Source organism: Roseateles sp., from assembly GCF_965262435.1.
In the GTDB taxonomy this organism is placed as follows: domain Bacteria; phylum Pseudomonadota; class Gammaproteobacteria; order Burkholderiales; family Burkholderiaceae_C; genus Paucibacter_A.
Window position 1 is genome coordinate 5,277,421 of record NZ_OZ253537.1, and the last position, 16,426, is coordinate 5,293,846.

General features: G+C 66.5%; 13 protein-coding genes and 2 other RNA genes. 4 read left to right on the forward strand and 11 right to left on the reverse strand.

What is annotated here, in order from left to right:
• Window position 1: 1 nt before the first annotated feature.
• The 8 genes from ACQY39_RS22650 to ACQY39_RS22685 all read right to left on the reverse strand — a co-directional run bounded on the left by ACQY39_RS22650 (window position 2) and on the right by ACQY39_RS22685 (window position 8,762).
• Window positions 2-1,405, reverse strand: coding sequence for a UDP-N-acetylmuramoyl-tripeptide--D-alanyl-D-alanine ligase (locus ACQY39_RS22650; protein WP_428510916.1), 1,404 nt, complete (start codon window positions 1,403-1,405; stop codon window positions 2-4).
• A 14-nt stretch (window positions 1,406-1,419) separates the two neighbouring features.
• Window positions 1,420-2,919 carry a UDP-N-acetylmuramoyl-L-alanyl-D-glutamate--2,6-diaminopimelate ligase gene (locus tag ACQY39_RS22655; RefSeq protein ID WP_428510129.1) on the reverse strand — a complete coding sequence of 500 codons (1,500 nt, stop codon included), beginning with the start codon at window positions 2,917-2,919 and terminating at the stop codon, window positions 1,420-1,422.
• 4 nt (window positions 2,920-2,923) lie between these two features.
• The gene (locus tag ACQY39_RS22660; protein ID WP_428510131.1) at window positions 2,924-4,717 is read right to left on the reverse strand and encodes a peptidoglycan D,D-transpeptidase FtsI family protein; all 1,794 of its coding nucleotides are present in this window, start codon (window positions 4,715-4,717) and stop codon (window positions 2,924-2,926) included.
• A 2-nt stretch (window positions 4,718-4,719) separates the two neighbouring features.
• Window positions 4,720-6,573, reverse strand: coding sequence for a peptidoglycan D,D-transpeptidase FtsI family protein (locus ACQY39_RS22665; protein ID WP_428510133.1), 1,854 nt, complete (start codon window positions 6,571-6,573; stop codon window positions 4,720-4,722).
• Window positions 6,570-6,881, reverse strand: coding sequence for a cell division protein FtsL (gene ftsL / locus ACQY39_RS22670; RefSeq protein WP_428510135.1), 312 nt, complete (start codon window positions 6,879-6,881; stop codon window positions 6,570-6,572). Before ftsL ends, ACQY39_RS22665 begins: the two co-directional genes overlap by 4 nt.
• A gap of 4 nt (window positions 6,882-6,885) precedes the next feature.
• Window positions 6,886-7,890 carry a 16S rRNA (cytosine(1402)-N(4))-methyltransferase RsmH gene (gene rsmH / locus ACQY39_RS22675; protein ID WP_428510137.1) on the reverse strand — a complete coding sequence of 335 codons (1,005 nt, stop codon included), beginning with the start codon at window positions 7,888-7,890 and terminating at the stop codon, window positions 6,886-6,888.
• Window positions 7,890-8,318, reverse strand: a complete 429-nt coding sequence (mraZ, locus tag ACQY39_RS22680; protein WP_428510918.1) for a division/cell wall cluster transcriptional repressor MraZ — start codon at window positions 8,316-8,318, stop codon at window positions 7,890-7,892. The genes rsmH and mraZ overlap by 1 nt, the downstream gene beginning before the upstream one ends.
• Window positions 8,319-8,414: 96 nt before the next feature.
• Window positions 8,415-8,762, reverse strand: a complete 348-nt coding sequence (locus ACQY39_RS22685; protein ID WP_428510139.1) for a hypothetical protein — start codon at window positions 8,760-8,762, stop codon at window positions 8,415-8,417.
• On the opposite strand from ACQY39_RS22685, the gene ACQY39_RS22690 reads away from it, so the two are divergent.
• A complete protein-coding gene (locus ACQY39_RS22690; RefSeq protein WP_428510141.1) occupies window positions 8,749-11,001 on the forward strand; it encodes an ATP-binding protein in 2,253 nt (750 codons plus the stop codon). The two genes, ACQY39_RS22685 and ACQY39_RS22690, sit on opposite strands and share 14 nt — an antisense overlap.
• 66 nt (window positions 11,002-11,067) lie before the next feature.
• Here the strand turns inward: ACQY39_RS22690 and ACQY39_RS22695 are convergent, their stop codons facing one another.
• Entirely contained in the window at window positions 11,068-12,030 is a 963-nt protein-coding gene (locus ACQY39_RS22695) for a carbonic anhydrase (RefSeq protein WP_428510143.1), read from the reverse strand.
• Window positions 12,031-12,127: 97 nt separating this feature from the next.
• Window positions 12,128-13,333: a multidrug effflux MFS transporter gene (locus tag ACQY39_RS22700; RefSeq protein WP_263518851.1), complete on the reverse strand. Its 1,206-nt coding sequence runs from the start codon at window positions 13,331-13,333 to the stop codon at window positions 12,128-12,130.
• A gap of 111 nt (window positions 13,334-13,444) precedes the next feature.
• Here ACQY39_RS22700 and ACQY39_RS22705 point away from each other — a divergent pair, with 111 nt between their 5' ends.
• Window positions 13,445-14,437, forward strand: a complete 993-nt coding sequence (locus ACQY39_RS22705; RefSeq protein WP_428510146.1) for a Gfo/Idh/MocA family protein — start codon at window positions 13,445-13,447, stop codon at window positions 14,435-14,437.
• 388 nt (window positions 14,438-14,825) lie between these two features.
• On the opposite strand, the gene rnpB is transcribed toward ACQY39_RS22705, so the two are convergent.
• An RNA gene (gene rnpB, locus ACQY39_RS22710) (RNase P RNA component class A) lies at window positions 14,826-15,198 on the reverse strand.
• Window positions 15,199-15,310: 112 nt separating this feature from the next.
• Here rnpB and cysK point away from each other — a divergent pair.
• Window positions 15,311-16,228 (forward strand): cysteine synthase A, encoded by a 918-nt coding sequence (cysK, locus tag ACQY39_RS22715; RefSeq protein WP_263518854.1) that lies wholly within the window; start codon window positions 15,311-15,313, stop codon window positions 16,226-16,228.
• Between the two features lie 62 nt (window positions 16,229-16,290).
• Window positions 16,291-16,373, forward strand: a non-coding RNA gene (locus ACQY39_RS22720) — sX9 sRNA.
• Window positions 16,374-16,426 lie beyond the last annotated feature (53 nt).

Genomic DNA, 16,426 nt, shown 5'->3' on the forward strand with positions numbered 1-16,426 from the left:
TTCAGGCCCCCGCTTTCGTGTCGGCCGTCTGCAGCAGGGCAGCGACCACTTGTTCCATACGCATGAAGCGAGATCCCTTGATCAAAATGTTCTGCACCGTCGGCGCGGACTCGGCCAGCGCGGCCAGCAGATCCGCCACGGTGGCAAAGGCGCACGCGCCTGAGCCGTAAGCCGCGGCGGCATCGGCCGCGGCCGAACCGGCGGTCCACAGCGCCGCCAGGCCGCGCTCAGCGGCATAAGCCCCCACCTCGCGGTGGAAGGCCGGGCCCTGGTCGCCGACCTCGCCCATATCGCCCAGCAGCAGCCAGGAGTCACCGGGCAGCTCAGCCAGCACATCGATGGCGGCGCGCACGCTGTCGGGGTTGGCGTTGTAGCTGTCGTCGATCAGGGTGATGCGCTGACCGGCACGCTCGAAGCACTTGAGCTGCGAGCGACCCTTGACCGGGCGGAAGTCCTCCAGGCCGCGGGCGATCACCGCCAGCGGCGCGCCGGCCGCCAGGGCGCAGGCCGCCGCAGCCAGTGCATTTCGCACGTTATGCAAACCAGCCACCGCCAGGGCCACCGGCGCCACGCCGGCGGGCGTGTGCAGCTCCAGGGCCCAGTGGCCGCTGTCCACCCAGCGGGCGCTGCCGGTGACATCGGCCTCGCCCTGCAGGGCAAAGCTCAGATGCGGGCGGCTGCCGGCCAGCTCCAGCCAGATCGGTGCGCAGGCATCTTCGGCCGGGAACACGGCCACGCCAGTCGGGCCCAGGGCCTCGATCACGGCGCCGTTCTCGCGCGCCGCGGCCTCCACCGTCTGCATGAATTCCTGATGCTCGCGCTGGGCGTTGTTGACCAGGGCGACGGTGGGCCAGGCGAAGGCGGCCAGCGGCGCGATCTCGCCCGGGTGGTTCATGCCCAGCTCGACCACGGCCGCGCGCTGCCACAGCGCCTCGTCCTGGCGCAGGCGCAGCAGGGTCAGGGGCACGCCGATCTCGTTGTTGTAATTGCCTTCGGTCGCCAGGCAGTGGCTGCCATGCCAGGCGCGCAGGATGCTGGCGATCATCTGGGTGACCGTGGTCTTGCCATTGCTGCCGGTGACGGCAATCAGGGGCAGTTGCACCTGGGCACGCCAGGCCTGGGCCAGCAGGCCCAAGGCCTGCTTGCTGTCCGGCACCTCGATGCCAGCCAGGCCGGCCTCGGCCAGGCCGCGCTCGGCCAGGGCGGCCACCGCGCCGGCCGCAGCGGCCTGGGGCAGGAAGTCATGCGCATCGAAGCGCTCGCCGCGCAGGGCGACAAACAGATCGCCGGGCGCCAGGCTGCGCGTGTCGCTGTGCACGCGCTGGATGGACGTGTCGGGAGAGCCGATCAGGCGCGCCGTGGACAGCAGCGGCAGCAGGAGGGCATGGGCCTGGCCCAGGGTCATCAAGGCTTGGGCGCTCACAGACCGGCCCTCCGGATCAGGGCGGCGCGCGCTTCGTCCACATCGGAGAAGGGATGGCGCTGACCCTCAATTTCTTGATAGTCCTCATGGCCCTTGCCGGCCACCAGGATGACGTCGCGCGGGCCCGCTTGCAGCACGGCTTCGGCGATCGCCTCGCGGCGGTCCACCACGCTGAGGTGGCCGGCACCAGCCGGCAGGCCGGCTTCGATATCGGCCAGGATCTGCTGCGGCGCCTCGCTGCGCGGGTTGTCGCTGGTGACGATGACGCGGTCGGCCAGGCGGGCTGCGATGGCGCCCATGGCCGGGCGCTTGCTGCGATCGCGGTCACCGCCGCAGCCGAAGACGCAGACCAGCTTGCCGCCGCGCGCCTGAGCCAGCGGGGCCAGGGCGCCGAGCGCCTTGTCCAGGGCATCGGGCGTGTGGGCGTAATCCACCACCAGCTGGGGCAGCTCCAGGCCGTTGCCGACCCGCTGCATGCGGCCCGGCACGGGCGTGACGCAGCCGGCCACGGCGGCCACCTCGGCCAGGCCATGGCCCAGGGCGCGCAGGCCACCGATCACGGCCAGCAAGTTGGAGACGTTGTACTCGCCGATCAGGCCGGTTTCCACCAGCACCGCCTGTTCGGCTTCCTTGAGCGTGAACGCCAGGCCGCCGGCGCGGTAGTGCAGATCCACCGCACTCAGGCGTGCCTCGCGGTTCAGGCCGTAGGTCCAGACATCGAGACGGCCTTGCAGGGCCTCGGCCAGCTCGGCACCCTTGGCATCGTCAAGATTCACCACTGCCGCCTGCAGGCCCGCGCGATCGAAGAGCTCGCGCTTGGCAGCCCAGTAGGCCTCCATCGTGCCGTGGTAGTCGAGGTGGTCTTGCGTGAAATTGGTGAACAGGGCAACACGGATCTGCGTACCGTCCAGGCGGTGTTCTTTCAGGCCGATGCTGGAGGCCTCGATGGCGCAGGCGCCATAACCCTCATCCTGCATGCGCCGGAAAGCGGCCTGCAGCAGCACCGGGTCGGGCGTGGTCAGGCCGGTGTAGTCGATCTGGCTGGCTTGCTCGCGGCCTGGGATGGGCGGCTCGCCCACGCCCAGGGTACCGACCACGCCGCAGCGCTGGCTCAGCAGGCTCAGGGCCTGGGCCGTCCACCAGGCGGTGCTGGTCTTGCCATTGGTGCCGGTGCTGGCGATCACGGCCAACTGCTGGGAAGGATCACCGTAATAGGCCGCGGCGATCAGGCCGGTGCGGGCCTTGAGCCCGGGCAGCGAGGCCACGCGGGCATCGACAAAGCCATGCGCCTCCACGCCCTCGTCCTCGACCAGGCAGGTGGCGGCACCGGCCGCCAGCGCGCCGACCACAAAGCCGCGGCCGTCACGCGCATAGCCGGGCCAGGCGATGAAGGCATCACCGGCCTGCACCTGGCGGCTATCGGTGCGCAGGGCGCCGGTGGTCCATTCCTGCAACCAGCGGGCGGCCGCTTCGGGGGACTTGAGTCGTGTCAACATGGCTTCAGAGAATCTCGTCCAGGGCCGGCGCGGGGCGCGTGGCCAGAATTTGGGAGCTGACGGCCAGATCCGGCGGCACGCCCAGCAGCTGCAGGCTCTTGCCCACGACCTGGCTGAACACGGGGCCGGCCACCTTGCCGCCATCGTGGAAGCGGCCGGTGGGCTCATCCACCATCACCGCAACAATCAAACGCGGCTGATCGATCGGCGCCAGGCCGACGAACCAGGCGCGGAACTTGTTCTTGTTGTAGCCACGGCCTTCTTGCTTGTAGGCCGTGCCCGATTTGCCACCGACGCTGTAGCCCTCGCTGCGCGCCTTGAGCGAGGTGCCGCCCTGCTCGGTCACGGTCTGCAGCATCTCGCGCACCTGGCGCGTGGTGCCGGCGCTGAAGATGCGCTGGCCTTGCACGGCCTCGCCGTCTGAGAGCTTGGTCATGCGCAGGGGAATGATCTCGCCGTCACGCGCGAACACGGTGTAAGCGCGAGCCAGCTGCAGCAGTGAAGCCGACAGGCCATAGCCATAGCTCATGGTCGCCTGCTCGATCGGCCGCCATTTATGGGCCGGGCGCAGAGTGCCGCCGACGGCACCGGGGAAGTCAATCTGCGGCCGACGGCCCAGCCCCAGGCTGGTGTACAGGCCGTGCATTTCCTTGGCCGGCATCTGCAGGGCCATCTTGACCGTGCCGACATTGCTGGAGCGCTGGATGATCTCGGCCACGGTCAGCGAATCGCTGGGGTGGGAATCGTGGATGGTGGCGCCGGTGATGGTCATGCGGCCGCCATCGGTGGCGATCACGGTGTCGGCGCGCACGCGGCCGCTGTCCATGGCCTGGGCGGCAATGAAGGGCTTCATCACCGAACCCGGCTCGAAGACATCGGTCAGCGCGCGATTGCGCAGCTGCTCACCGCTCAGATGCTTGCGCTGGGCCGGGTTGTAGCTGGGGAAGTTGGCCAGGGCCAGGATCTCGCCGCTGCGCGCATCGAGCACCACCACCGAGCCGGCCTTGGCCTGGTTCTCGGCCACGGCGCTGCGGATGGCCTGATAGGCGAAGTATTGGGTCTTGGCATCGATGGACAGGGCCACATCGCGGCCGTTGTGGGCCGGCACAGTTTCGCCCGCCGCTTCAACCACCCGGCCGAAGCGGTCGCGCATGACCGAGCGCTGGCCATCGCGGCCTTGCAAATCCTTCTGGAAGGCCAGCTCGATGCCCTCCTGTCCGCGGTCTTCCAGATTGGTGAAACCCACCACATGAGCCGCTGCCTCGCCCTCGGGATACTGGCGCTGGAACTCGCGGTCCTGGAACACGCCCTTGAGCTTGAGCGCCTGCACGCGGGCAGCCGTCTCGCCATCCACCTGGCGGCGCAGCCAGACGAAGCGCGCGCTGGGCTCGAGCTTGGCGCTCAGTTCGGCCTCGCTCAGCTTCAGGGCCTGGGCCAGGGCGCGGCGCTGGGCCGGGCTGGCGTCCACTTCAGCCGGAATGGCCCAAAAGGACGGCACGGCCACGCTGCTGGCCAGCACCTGGCCGCTGCGGTCCTGGATGCGGCCGCGGCTGGCCGGCAGTTCCAGGGTGCGCACCAGGCGCGCTTCGCCCTGCTTCTGAAAAAACTGGGTGCCGATCACCTGCACATAGAGGGCGCGGCCCAGCAAAGCGGCCAGGCCGCCGCCGACCAGGGCGAGCAGGAACTGCGAACGCCAGATCGGCGTGCGCGTGCTCAACACAGGGCTGCGGGCATGGCTGAGGCCACGCTGAGTTTGGGCGTCACGAAGGGGGCGGCGCAAGAAGCGGGGCTTCCACATGATCAGAAGCTCTCTTCCACGGCCTGGCTGGCCAACGGCTTGCCGGCGCCCTGGCTGGCGACGATCTGCGGCTTGACCTCGAGGTCGGTGGGGACACCGAGCAGGCGCAGGCTTTGCGACACCACCTGGCTGAACACCGGGCCAGCCACGGCGCCGCCGTAGTAGACGCCGTTGCTGGGCTCGTCCACCATCACCGCGACGATGATGCGCGGCTTGCTGATCGGCGCCAGTCCGACAAACCAGCTGCGGTACTTGTTGCCGGCGTAGCCCTTGCCTTCTTGCTTGTGCGCCGTGCCCGACTTGCCGCCCACGCTGTAGCCGCTGGCCATGGCCAAGGGCGCAGTGCCGCCTGGTGCGGCGGCCGCCATCAGCATCTGGCGCACGTCGTGTGCGGTTTTGGGCGAGAAGACCTTGAGGCCATGCACCGACTCAGCGCCGGGCTGGTGCAGCATGGTGATGGGGATGACTTCGCCATCACGCGCAAACACGGTGTAGGCGCGCGCCAGCTGCAGCAGCGAGGCCGAGAGGCCATAGCCATAGCTCATGGTCGCCTGCTCGATCGGCCGCCAGCTCTTGTAGGGCCGCAGCTTGCCGGTGATGGCGCCAGGGAAGTCGATCTGCGGACGCTGGCCCAGGCCGATGGCCGTGAACATCTCGTGCATCTCGCGTGCCGGCATGTTCATGGCCATCTTGACCGTGCCCACATTGCTGGACTTCTGGATCACCTCGGCCACCGTCAACATCCCGTGCGGATGCGCATCGGTGATCTTGGAGCCAGTGATGAAGATGCTGCCTGGCGCGGTCTGGATCGGCGTCTCGGGTGTCACCCGACCGGTTTCCAGCGCCAGCGCGGCGATGAAGGGCTTCATGGTCGAGCCAGGCTCGAAGATGTCGGTCAGCGCGCGGTTGCGCAGCTGGGCGCCGCTGAGGTTTTTGCGCTCGCCCGGGTTGTAGCTGGGGAAGTTGGCCAGAGCCAGCACCTCGCCGGTCTGCACATCGAGCACTACCACCGAGCCGGCCTTGGCCTTGTGCTCGGCCACGGCATCACGGATGCGCTGGTAGGCGAAGAACTGCACCTTGGAATCGATGGACAGGTCGATGTCACGGCCGTTCGCCGCCGGCACGCGCTCACCCACGTCTTCGTCCACCACCCGGCCCAGGCGGTCGCGCACGACCGAACGCGAGCCATCCTTGCCCTGCAGCGCCTTTTGAAAGGCCAGCTCGATGCCTTCCTGGCCGCGCTCTTCGATATTGGTGAAGCCCACCACATGGGCTGCGGCTTCGCCCTCGGGGTACTTGCGCTTGTACTCGCGATCCTGGAACACGCCCTTCAGACCCAGGGCCTTGATGTCGGCCGCCACTTGGTCTTCGGCCTGGCGACGCAACCAGACGAAGCGGGTGGCCGGGTCGAGCTTGCGCTCAAGTTCGGCGGGGCTGATGCCAAGAATCTTGGCCAGGGCGCGCCGCTTGGCCGGGTCTTCGTCGACCTCCTTGGGGATGGCCCAGACCGAAGGCACGGCCACGCTGGCGGCCAGCACCTGGCCGCTGCGGTCATTGATGCGGCCACGGCTGGCCGGTAGCTCGACCGTGTGCACAAAGCGAGCCTCACCCTGCTTTTGGTAGAACTCGGTGCCGATCACCTGCACATACAGCGCGCGGCCCAGCAGGCCGGCAAATGCCAGGCCGACCAGGCCAACCAGGAAGCGCGAGCGCCAGGGCGGCGTCTTGGACGCCAGCAAGGGGCTGGTGGAGTAGCTGACGCTGCGCGCGCTCTGGGTGCGCACGGCCGAGGCCTTGGGCAGTGGGCGCTGGGTGGCGCCGGCGCCGCCCTTTTTGCCGCCGCGCAGCCAACTCATGGCCGCACTCCGGAGGCGGCCACGGTGCGCGCCTTGCCGGCCACGCCGTGGTCTTCGGCTTGCTGGCTGTAGGCCGGCGTGATGCCGTGCATTTGCAGGCGCTCGCGCGCCACCTTCTCGACGCGGATGTTGGTGGCCTGGTCATGGCGTTCGGCCTGCAGGCGCTGGCTGTCAGCCTCCAGGCGACGGCTTTCGGCCTGGGCACGATCGACGGCGGTGAACAGGCGGCGCGCCTCGTAGGCGCTGCGCACCAGCATCAGGCCGCTGGCCAGCACAGCGATCAGCAGGATGAAGTTCAGCCGCCCCACGGAATCAGCCGCCCGTACGTTGGTGGCGCCGCTTCAGGTGTTCGACCGGCAAGGGCACCTCGGTGCGCTCGGCCACGCGCAGCACGGCGGAGCGGGCGCGCGGATTGGCGGCCACCTCGGCCTCGCTGGGCTTGATGCGGGCAATGGCGCGCAAGGGCTGCGCCTTGGGTTCGGCAAACAAGGCACGGCGGTCGACGATGTCCTTGCTGTGCGCGCCGATGAAGGTTTTGACGATGCGGTCTTCCAGCGAATGGAAGCTGATCACGGCCAGACGGCCGCCCGGCGCCAGCAGGCGCAGGGCCGCATTCAGCCCCTGTTCGAGCTCCTCAAGCTCGCCGTTGACGTGAATCCGAAGAGCTTGAAATGTCCGCGTTGCAGGGTTCTGGCCCGCTTCGCGGGTTTTGACTGCACGAGCCACGACTTCGGAAAGTTCATCGGTGCTTCGCACAGGACTCCCGCTCTCCCGACGAGCAACAAGCGCCTTTGCAATCTGAACAGCAAACCGTTCTTCCCCATAATTGCGTATCACTTCCGCGATCTGGCGCTCATCGGCGCGGGCCAGGAAATCCGCAGCACTCTCGCCACGGGTGGTGTCCATGCGCATGTCCAGCGGTCCGTTGAAACGGAAGCTGAAGCCGCGCTCGGGGTTGTCAATCTGCGGGCTCGAAACACCCAGATCCAGCAGCACGCCCTGCACCTGCTCAATGCCCAGACCGGCCAGCTGCGAGCGCATGTCGGCAAACGGCGAATGCAGGATGCGAAAGCGCGCATCGGTGATGGCGGTGGCGCCGCTGCTGGCAGCAGCAATCGCCTCCAGATCGCGGTCGATGCCGATCAGGCGACCCTGCTCGCCCAGCTTGCCGAGCAGCAGGCGCGAATGGCCGCCGCGGCCGAAGGTGCCGTCGACATAACAGCCATTCGGATCGTTGAGCACACCCTCCACCGTTTCGTGCAGCAGCACGGTGGTGTGGGAGAACTGGGCAGTTGGGGTGTCTTGTGGGGCGTCCATCAGAAGCTGAAGTCCTTGAGGGCGTCCGGCAGTTCGGATTCCATCACCTTGGCCTCATGCGCGGCGTAGGTGGCGGCATCCCAGAGTTCGAAGTGGCTGCCCATGCCGAGCAGCATCACGTCTTTTTGCAAACCGGCTGCAACACGCAGCTCGGGCGAGATCAGCACGCGGGCAGCGCCGTCGATCTCCACATCCATGGCATTGCCCAGGAACACCCGTTTCCAGCCGGCCGCCGACATGGGCAGGGCGGCAATGCGGTCGCGGAAAGCTTCCCAGGCCGGGCGGGGGAAAACCATCAAGCAGCCTTCCGGATGCTTGGTGACCGTCAGCTGCCCGGCGCACAGCGCCTGCAGCACTTCGCGGTGGCGTGTCGGGACGGCCAAACGCCCCTTGGCATCCATTGCCAAGGCTGAAGCCCCCTGAAACACAAAATTCGCCACGGCGACCCACCAAAATGCACTTTTCACCACTTTACTAACCGAACCTCGGGCAGTCAAGGCAAATCGCAAAAAATTCCAATGAAATCAAGCACTTAGATACAACTTCTCAACGCAACCTACAAGTAAAACTCGTTCAAAATGAAGGACTTGCAAAGCTGTCTGCAAGTGGAAGATGAACTTGAAAGCGACAAATTCTTCGCCAGGGACAGCTTTCGCTGTCCGCGCGGGCCGTACGCCGCCAAAATGCGCTTCAGCTTCAAGCGGTCTTGCCGAGAAACAAGGACAAGCGTGTGAAAGTGTTTTAGGCAGCCCCAAAAAAGTTGCCGCCCCAGCCTGAGAGCACGACGAGGTCATATTGAGCAGAAAAGCATCCAGCTCGCTGTTTTTCGCGATTGCGCTTGGCGCCAGCATCGGCTTGGTGCTGCCGGCCATTGCCGTGGGCGGTTTCTTGATCGGCCTGCGCGAACCCCAGGTGGCCGAAGCAGCTCTGCAGCGCGAGCTGGACGCCAAGCTCGACGTGCTGGTCAGCAGCCTGCCCGAACTGCTCTGGAACCTCGATACGGTGGCCGCGCGCGAGGTGGTCTCGGCCATCATGACCTCACCCGATGTGGTGCGCGTCAACGTCAGCGACGCCTCGCAAGGCCAGCCCTTCATCGAGATGAGCTTCCCCGAGCGCAAGAAGGGCCAGAGCATCAAGGGCGAGCGCGAGATCTTCCGCGGCCTGACCCGCATCGGCCATATCCAGATCGAGATCGACGACCACCTCAGCACCGCCGCCCTGACGCGACAGCGCTGGCTCTACGGCGCCACCGTGGGTGGGCAGTTGCTGGCTTCATTGGCCCTGATCCTGGTGCTGGTCAATTCACGCCTGATGCGGCCCTTGCGCGAGCTCGGCGACTTCGCCAATGACTTGGCCGAAGGCCGTTTCAGCGCCGAGCTCAAGCCCGGCCGGCCCGATGAGATCGGCCTGCTCGGCGGCCACCTGGAGCACATGCGCGATGCGCTGCAGCAGCAGTTCGAGGCCCAGCGCGCCCTGATCGAGCGCCTGCGCGGCATGGCCGAGACCGTGCCCGGCGTGGTCTACCAGCTGCGCCTGGGCACCGACGGCCGCTTCAGCTTTGCCTATGTCAGCGAAGCGGTGAAAGACTATTTCCGCCTCAACGCCGCCGCCCTGAGCCAGGACGCCGAACCCTTGTTTGCCCAGATCGAAGCGGCCGATCGCGCCAGCGTGCGCGAGTCCCTGCTCGCCTCGGCCCGACATCTGGCCCCCTGGCAACAGGAGTTCCGCACCCATTTCAGCGACGGCAGCGAGCGCTGGATCTTTGGCAATGCCATTGCCCAGCTGGAAGACGGCGGCAGCGTGCTCTGGCACGGCTTCCTGACCGACATCTCACGCCAACGCCGCGACGCCCTGGAGCTGCTGCGCTACCGCCACCATCTTGAAGAACTGGTGGAGGCGCGCACCGCCGAGCTGGCCGAGGCCACGCATGCGGCGCAGGCAGCCAGCCTGGCCAAGAGCGCCTTCCTGGCCAATATGAGCCACGAGATCCGCACGCCGATGAACGCCATCATCGGCCTGACCTATCTGGTGCAAAGCGACACCACCGAGCCCGAACAGCAGGAACGCCTGCAGAAGGTGGCCGATGCCGCCGAGCATCTGCTCAGCGTCATCAACAATGTGCTCGATTTCTCCAAGATCGAAGCCGGCAAGTTGCAGCTGGAGCACGCCGAGTTCACCGTCATCCAGGTCTTGGACAACATCTCGAGCATGCTGGCACAGCGCGCCCACGAGAAGCAGCTGCGCGTGCAGCTGGACCTGGAAGACCAGCTGGCCACCCAGGTGCTGTTGGGCGACGCTCAACGCATCACCGAAGTGCTGCTGAATTTCGCCGGCAATGCGGTCAAGTTCACCGACGCGGGCTTTGTGCGCCTGAGCGCCAGCGTGCAAGAGGACCTGGGCGACGCCCTGCGTCTGCGTTTCGATGTCCAGGACAGCGGCATCGGCATCGCCGCCGAAGCCCAGGCCCGCTTGTTCCAGGACTTTGAGCAGGCCGACAGCTCCACCACCCGGCGCTACGGCGGCACCGGTCTGGGCCTGGCCATCTGCCGCCGCCTGGCTGAGCTGATGCACGGCGAGGTCGGTGTGCAAAGCAAGCCCGGCGAGGGCAGTCGCTTCTGGTTCTCGCTGCGCCTGGACAAGAGCCAGGCCACCCTGCCCACCTTGGCTGCCGCGCCGCGCGGCACGGCCGCACGCGAACAGCTCAAGCAATTCAGCGGCACCCGCATCCTGCTGGCCGAGGACAACCCGGTCAACCAGGAGGTGGCCGTGGCCTTGCTGGGCAGCGCCGGTCTGGTCGTGGACGTGGCCGGCGACGGCGAGGAGGCCTTGCGCATGGCCGGCGCCTACGACTACGCCCTGATCCTCATGGATGTGCAAATGCCCTTGATGGACGGCCTCGACGCGACCCGAGCCATCCGCGCCCTGCCCCTGGGCCGCAATGTGCCCATCCTCGCGATGACGGCCAATGCCTTCGCCGAAGAACGCCAGCGCTGCCTCGATGCCGGCATGAACGACCATGTGGCCAAGCCCGTGGTCGCCGAGCAGCTGTTCGCCACCTTGTTCAGTTGGCTGGAGCGGCGCGCTGAGCAACAGCGCCAGCCGGTCGCTTAAACCGCCCGCCGACGCAGAATCCGACGCCGGATACGGCGGCCACCACGGGCCGCCGGCCACACACCCTCAGTTGCTTTCCTTGATCAAACGACCTGAGCCGGCCTGGATGGGCCTGGCATTCATCGGGTAGAGACGCGAGAAGATCGCGATCTGGTTGGGCGAGACCTGCACCGGCGTGCGCATCACCATCCAAAGCACGCCTTCCGAGCAGGGCGGCGTGGTCAGCGAGCCCATATAGGTGTAGTAGGCCCGGTTCTCCGGCAGGAGCTGATTCAGGTCCAGCAGGCCCGGCGCGGGCAAGGCCTCGCCTTTTTCCAGCGGCAGGTTGTTCCAGATGGTCTGCACCAGGGCCTGATCCTGGCCACGCTCCAGAAGCACCGCCACCACGGCCAAGCGCCCTTCGGCGTCTTTGTGCACCAGATGGGCCACCATATCGAACTGGCGGCCGTTGATGCGCTCTTCGCTGGGCCGGTGGAAATGGAATTGCAGCAGCTCGAAGCGCCGCCCCATCACCTGCAGGCTGTTGCCCGGCGACACATTGACCTGGATGGTGTGGCCGTTGTCCAGCACGGCAAAGCCGCTCGGCCGGTACTCGAATTGGATCTTTTCCAGGTCGACGCGGATGCCCTCGCGGATGTCGATCGGGCTTTGCCGCGTGCCGATGGCGCACTGGCGGAACTCCGGATTCAGCTCCGCCCATTTCTCGGGGCCGCCTTCGCCGGCATAACCCCAGTGGACATGGCTCTTGGACTCATGTTTGGCCTCCGCCTTTCCCTTGGTGCGCCCGGCCTTGCCGCCCTCCTCCGCAGCACCCTTGCCGCTGACCTTCATGGGCTTGGGTGCATCGGACTTGTCGCTCAGGCGTTCGGCCAAGCGTTGGCGCAGCACGTCGAGCGACGCCTCGCCCCCGCCCTTGGCCTCCGCTTTCGGTTCGGGCTTGGCCTTGCTTTCATTGGCCGAGGCTGGCCCGCTGAGCACACCCGCGGCCAGCAGCGCCAGCATCAGGCCGGCACCGTTTCTCTTGTTCATCGTTGAAGACATGCGCTGCTCCCGGCCACTCTGCGGGCCTGATCGCCATGTCTTCGGTCAAATCAGCACAGGCTTGAGCACTGAGGCTGACTGACACTCAATGAACCTCACCCTTGATCCAGAGCCAGGACAGCAGCCCGATGCTCATCAAGCCCATGGACGTGAAGGCCAGGGCCACGGTGGAATGCATCACCAGGGGCACGACCACACCGGCCACCAGGCCGTTGGCGGCGCTGCCGATGCAGGCCTGCAGCGAGGACGCCATGCCGCGCCGCTCGGGCACCACGTCGAGCACCAGCAGGGTCACGACGGGCACCATCAGCGCCCAGCCAAAGGAAAAGCAAGAGATCACCGGCAAGGCCCAGAAGGGACTCGGCGCCAGCAGCAGATTGAGCGTCACATTGAGCAGGGAAACCAGCACCATGATAGTGAAGCCCATGCGGATCTGCCGCTTCGGCGCGATGCGCCCAGCCAACCGACCGCTCAAGGCGGCACCGCCCATGATGCCGCCAATGGAAAAACAGAAGAACCAGAAAAACTGCGTCGGCGCCAGTTGCAAATGCTCGCCCACAAACACCGGCGCCGCCAGCACATAGAGGAACATGCCGTTGAAGGGAATGCCGCTGGCCAGCGCCAGCAAGATGAAGCGGCGGTTGCCGACCATCTGCCGGTAGCCGCGCATCAGCTCCCCGGCATGGAAAGGTTGGCGATCCTTGCGATGAAGAGTTTCCGGCAGCAAACGCCAGTTGGCGACGAACAAGGCGGCGCCAACAAAGACCAGGAACCAGAAGATCGAATGCCAGTCGGCATGGACGAACAGAAAGCCGCCCACCATGGGCGCGATCGCAGGCGCCACACCGAAGAAGATGGTGACCTGGGACATCACCCGCTGCGCCTCGGACGGCGGGAACATATCGCGGATGATGGCGCGCGAGACCACAATGCCGGCGCCCGCCGACATGCCCTGCACCGTGCGCCAGAACACCAGCTGGCCAATGCTGCCGGCCAGGGCGCAACCGACCGAGGCCAGGGTGAAGATGGCCATGCCGACCAGCACCACGGGTCGCCGGCCGAGGCTGTCGGACAGGGCGCCGTGGAACAGATTCATCACCGCAAAGCCCAGCAGATAGCTGGACAAAGTCTGCTGCATCTCCACCGGCGTGGCCTGCAGGGCGCTGGCAATGCCGGCAAACGCAGGCAGGTAGGTGTCGATGGAAAACGGGCCCACCATGCCCAGGCAGGCCAACAGAACGGCCAAGGCCCAACGGGGTGCGCGCCACAAACGGCTGGCTTCAGGATTCATGGGTAGCTCGGTTCACGCGCCCGGCGGTGGTGCCTGCTGCAGCGGAGCCAGTCGAGTGTAGCGGTGCCCCCTACACTGCATGCCCCGAGGGCTTTGCACAGCGAACAAGACATGGCGAACGACAGCAGCGCATTGAAGATTGGCGTGATCGGCCTGGGTGTGATGGGCCAGCGCATGCTGGAGCGCTTGCAGGGTCACGCGCGCTTGCGTGCCGATTGGGTCTGGGACGCCAACCCTGCCGCACTTGCCGCAACCCTGGCCCGTTTCCCCGGTCTGCGTGCAGCCGCCAGCGCGGAAAGCCTGATCTTCAGCCCCGGCCTGCACAGCCTCTACATCGCCACGCCGCCGGCGGCCCACCTCCAGCTGAGCGAACTCGGCTTTGACGCCGGCCTGGCCGTGTTTTGCGAGAAGCCGCTGACGGTGGACTTTGCAGGCGCTCGGCGCAGCATCCAGCGCATCGAAGGCGAAGGCCAGCGCGCGGCTGTCAACTTTGCCCTGGCCTCTTCGCCCGGTCTGGCCCTGCTGCAAAGCCGTTTTGGCGCGCCGGCCGGTGCCGACCGCGGTGGTCTGGAGCGCATCGATCTGGAACTGGGCTTTGCCCAATGGCCGCGCCCCTGGCAGGCGGCGGCCGGGCTCTGGCTGGGCGAACGCGCCGAGGGCGGATTCAGCCGCGAGGTGCTCTCGCATTTCATCTTTGCCGCGCAGCGCGTGCTAGGCCCGGCCCAGGTGCTGACACAGCGCGTTGTCTACCCGCTTGAAGGCCAGGGTTCCGAACTCAGCCTGAACGCCGAACTGCTGATCGGCGGTGTGCCCCTGAGCATCCAAGGCCAAGTGGGCAGCAGCGAGGCCGACCTCAATCACATGGTCTGGCAGGCCAGCAGCGGCCGCATCGACCTGCGCGAATGGTTCAGCCGCATCGAGGACACAGGCGCTGCAAACGAAGCGAGTGGTAACGACCCCATCGAGCGGCGGCAACACGGCCAACAGAGCCAGCTGGATCAATGGGTGGCCCTGATCGAAGGCAGGCCGCACGGTCTGCCCGGCTTTGCAGAGGCCCTGGCCGTGCAGGAAACCATTGAGGCGCTGCTCCAGCCGTCTGCCTGAGGCATGACTTTGGCGAGCGACTGAACCCGGCCCATAGCAGACCTTGACTCTAGGGCTGGTGCCAAGGGGCGCCGGGCGAGTGCTTCCGCTCATGTCCCCCGGCCCGCGCTGCGCGCGGACCTCCTCCTTGACTTCGCTTCAGCACTCACCCGACACCCCTTGTCAGTTCAACGGGTCGGCGTCTTCGTCAAAGGCGCAAGGCCTTCCTGGATTGGGCCGGCTGGGTGCTCTGCGAAGTGAAGTCAAGGAGGAGGCGCCAGCCACAGGCTGGGGCCGGGGGACATGAACGGAGCAGAGTGCCCAGTCGGCCCAATCTCCGCCCCACCCAACGGCTGCTACGTGCCGATAGAAGCCAGTAGGCACGACTTCGCCGTGCGAAAAAAATAAAGAGTGAAGCAAGTCGATAGGCCGGATTCTGTGCAAGACCTGACCCTTGCGGGCCTGGTCCTGTGACCGCCATTCCTCTTGGCCGGACATCGCTGCCCGGCTCGGTGCCACCTACCCGCCCGCTCTGCGAGCCGCATCAATACGGGCCTACTTGGTGTTGCTGCGCGTAGAGATTGCCCGTTTCACCCGACCCCGGAGGCTGCGCTTCCGGTCCCGCCCGGCTTGCGCCCGGCACGTTTGATCGACTCGTCTCTGTTGCTCTAATCCTCGGCTCACGCCGGACAGCCGTTAGCTGCTACGCCGCTCTATGCAGTCCGGACCTTCCTCCAGTGCCATGTTTCCATGCTCGCACCAGCGGCGGTCTGACTTGCTTCACAGCGGCATTATCCCTGATGGCGCACTCGGCATAAGCTCATCACGAAAACAGTGAAGGCAAGGGCCGCGCCACAGGCTAGCATTTGCGCTTCCTCAAGGAGCCCCATTGCCATGAAAGCCAACAACATTCTCGCCACCATTGGCAACACGCCGCACATCCGCATCCAGCGCCTGTTCGGGGCCGATGCCCAGGTCTGGATCAAGTCCGAGCGCAGCAACCCGGGCGGCTCCATCAAGGACCGCATCGCCCTGGCCATGGTGGAAGACGCCGAGGCACGCGGCCTGCTGCAGCCGGGCGGCACCATCATCGAACCGACCTCGGGCAACACCGGCGTGGGCCTGGCCATGGTGGCCGCAGTCAAGGGCTACAAGCTGATCCTGGTGATGCCGGACAGCATGTCGGTGGAACGCCGCCGCCTGATGCTGGCCTACGGCGCGAGCTTTGACCTGACCCCACGTGAAAAAGGTATGAAGGGCGCCATCGCCCGAGCCCAGGAACTGCTGGCCGAGCATGAGAACGCCTGGATGCCGCAGCAGTTCGAGAACCCGGCCAATATCGACGTCCATGTGCGCAGCACCGCGCAGGAAATCCTGCGCGACTTCCCCGAGGGCCTGGACGCCCTGATCACCGGCGTGGGCACCGGCGGCCACATCAGCGGCTGTGCTCAGGTGCTGAAAGAACACTGGCCCCAGCTCAAGGTCTTCGCGGTCGAGCCCTCGGCTTCGCCGGTCATCAGCGGCGGCGCGCCGAGCCCGCACCCGATTCAGGGCATCGGCGCCGGCTTCATCCCGGTCAATCTGAAGACCGAATTGCTGGACGGCGTGATCCAGGTCGAGGCCGAGGCCGCGCGCGAATACGCACGCCGCAGCGCCGCGCAAGAAGGCCTGCTGGTCGGCATCTCCAGCGGCGCCACCTTGGCCGCCATCGCGCAAAAGCTGCCCGAGCTGGGCGCTGGCGCCCGCGTGCTGGGATTCAACTACGACACGGGCGAGCGATATCTGTCGATCGAAGGCTTCCTGCCGGCCTGAGAGTTCGTGAATTTTCTACTGCGCGACTGCCATGCGTCGTTGGTCCGGTGCTCGGAATCCTCACGTACAGGAAGTACGTTCCGGTTCCTCCGCTCCGTCCGCCTAGCCTGACAGCCGCTCGCTACGAAAATTCTCAAACTCAGCCCGCCGTAGCGCCGAAAACAAGGCCCCGGAAGCTTGCGCTGGCCGGGGCCTTTT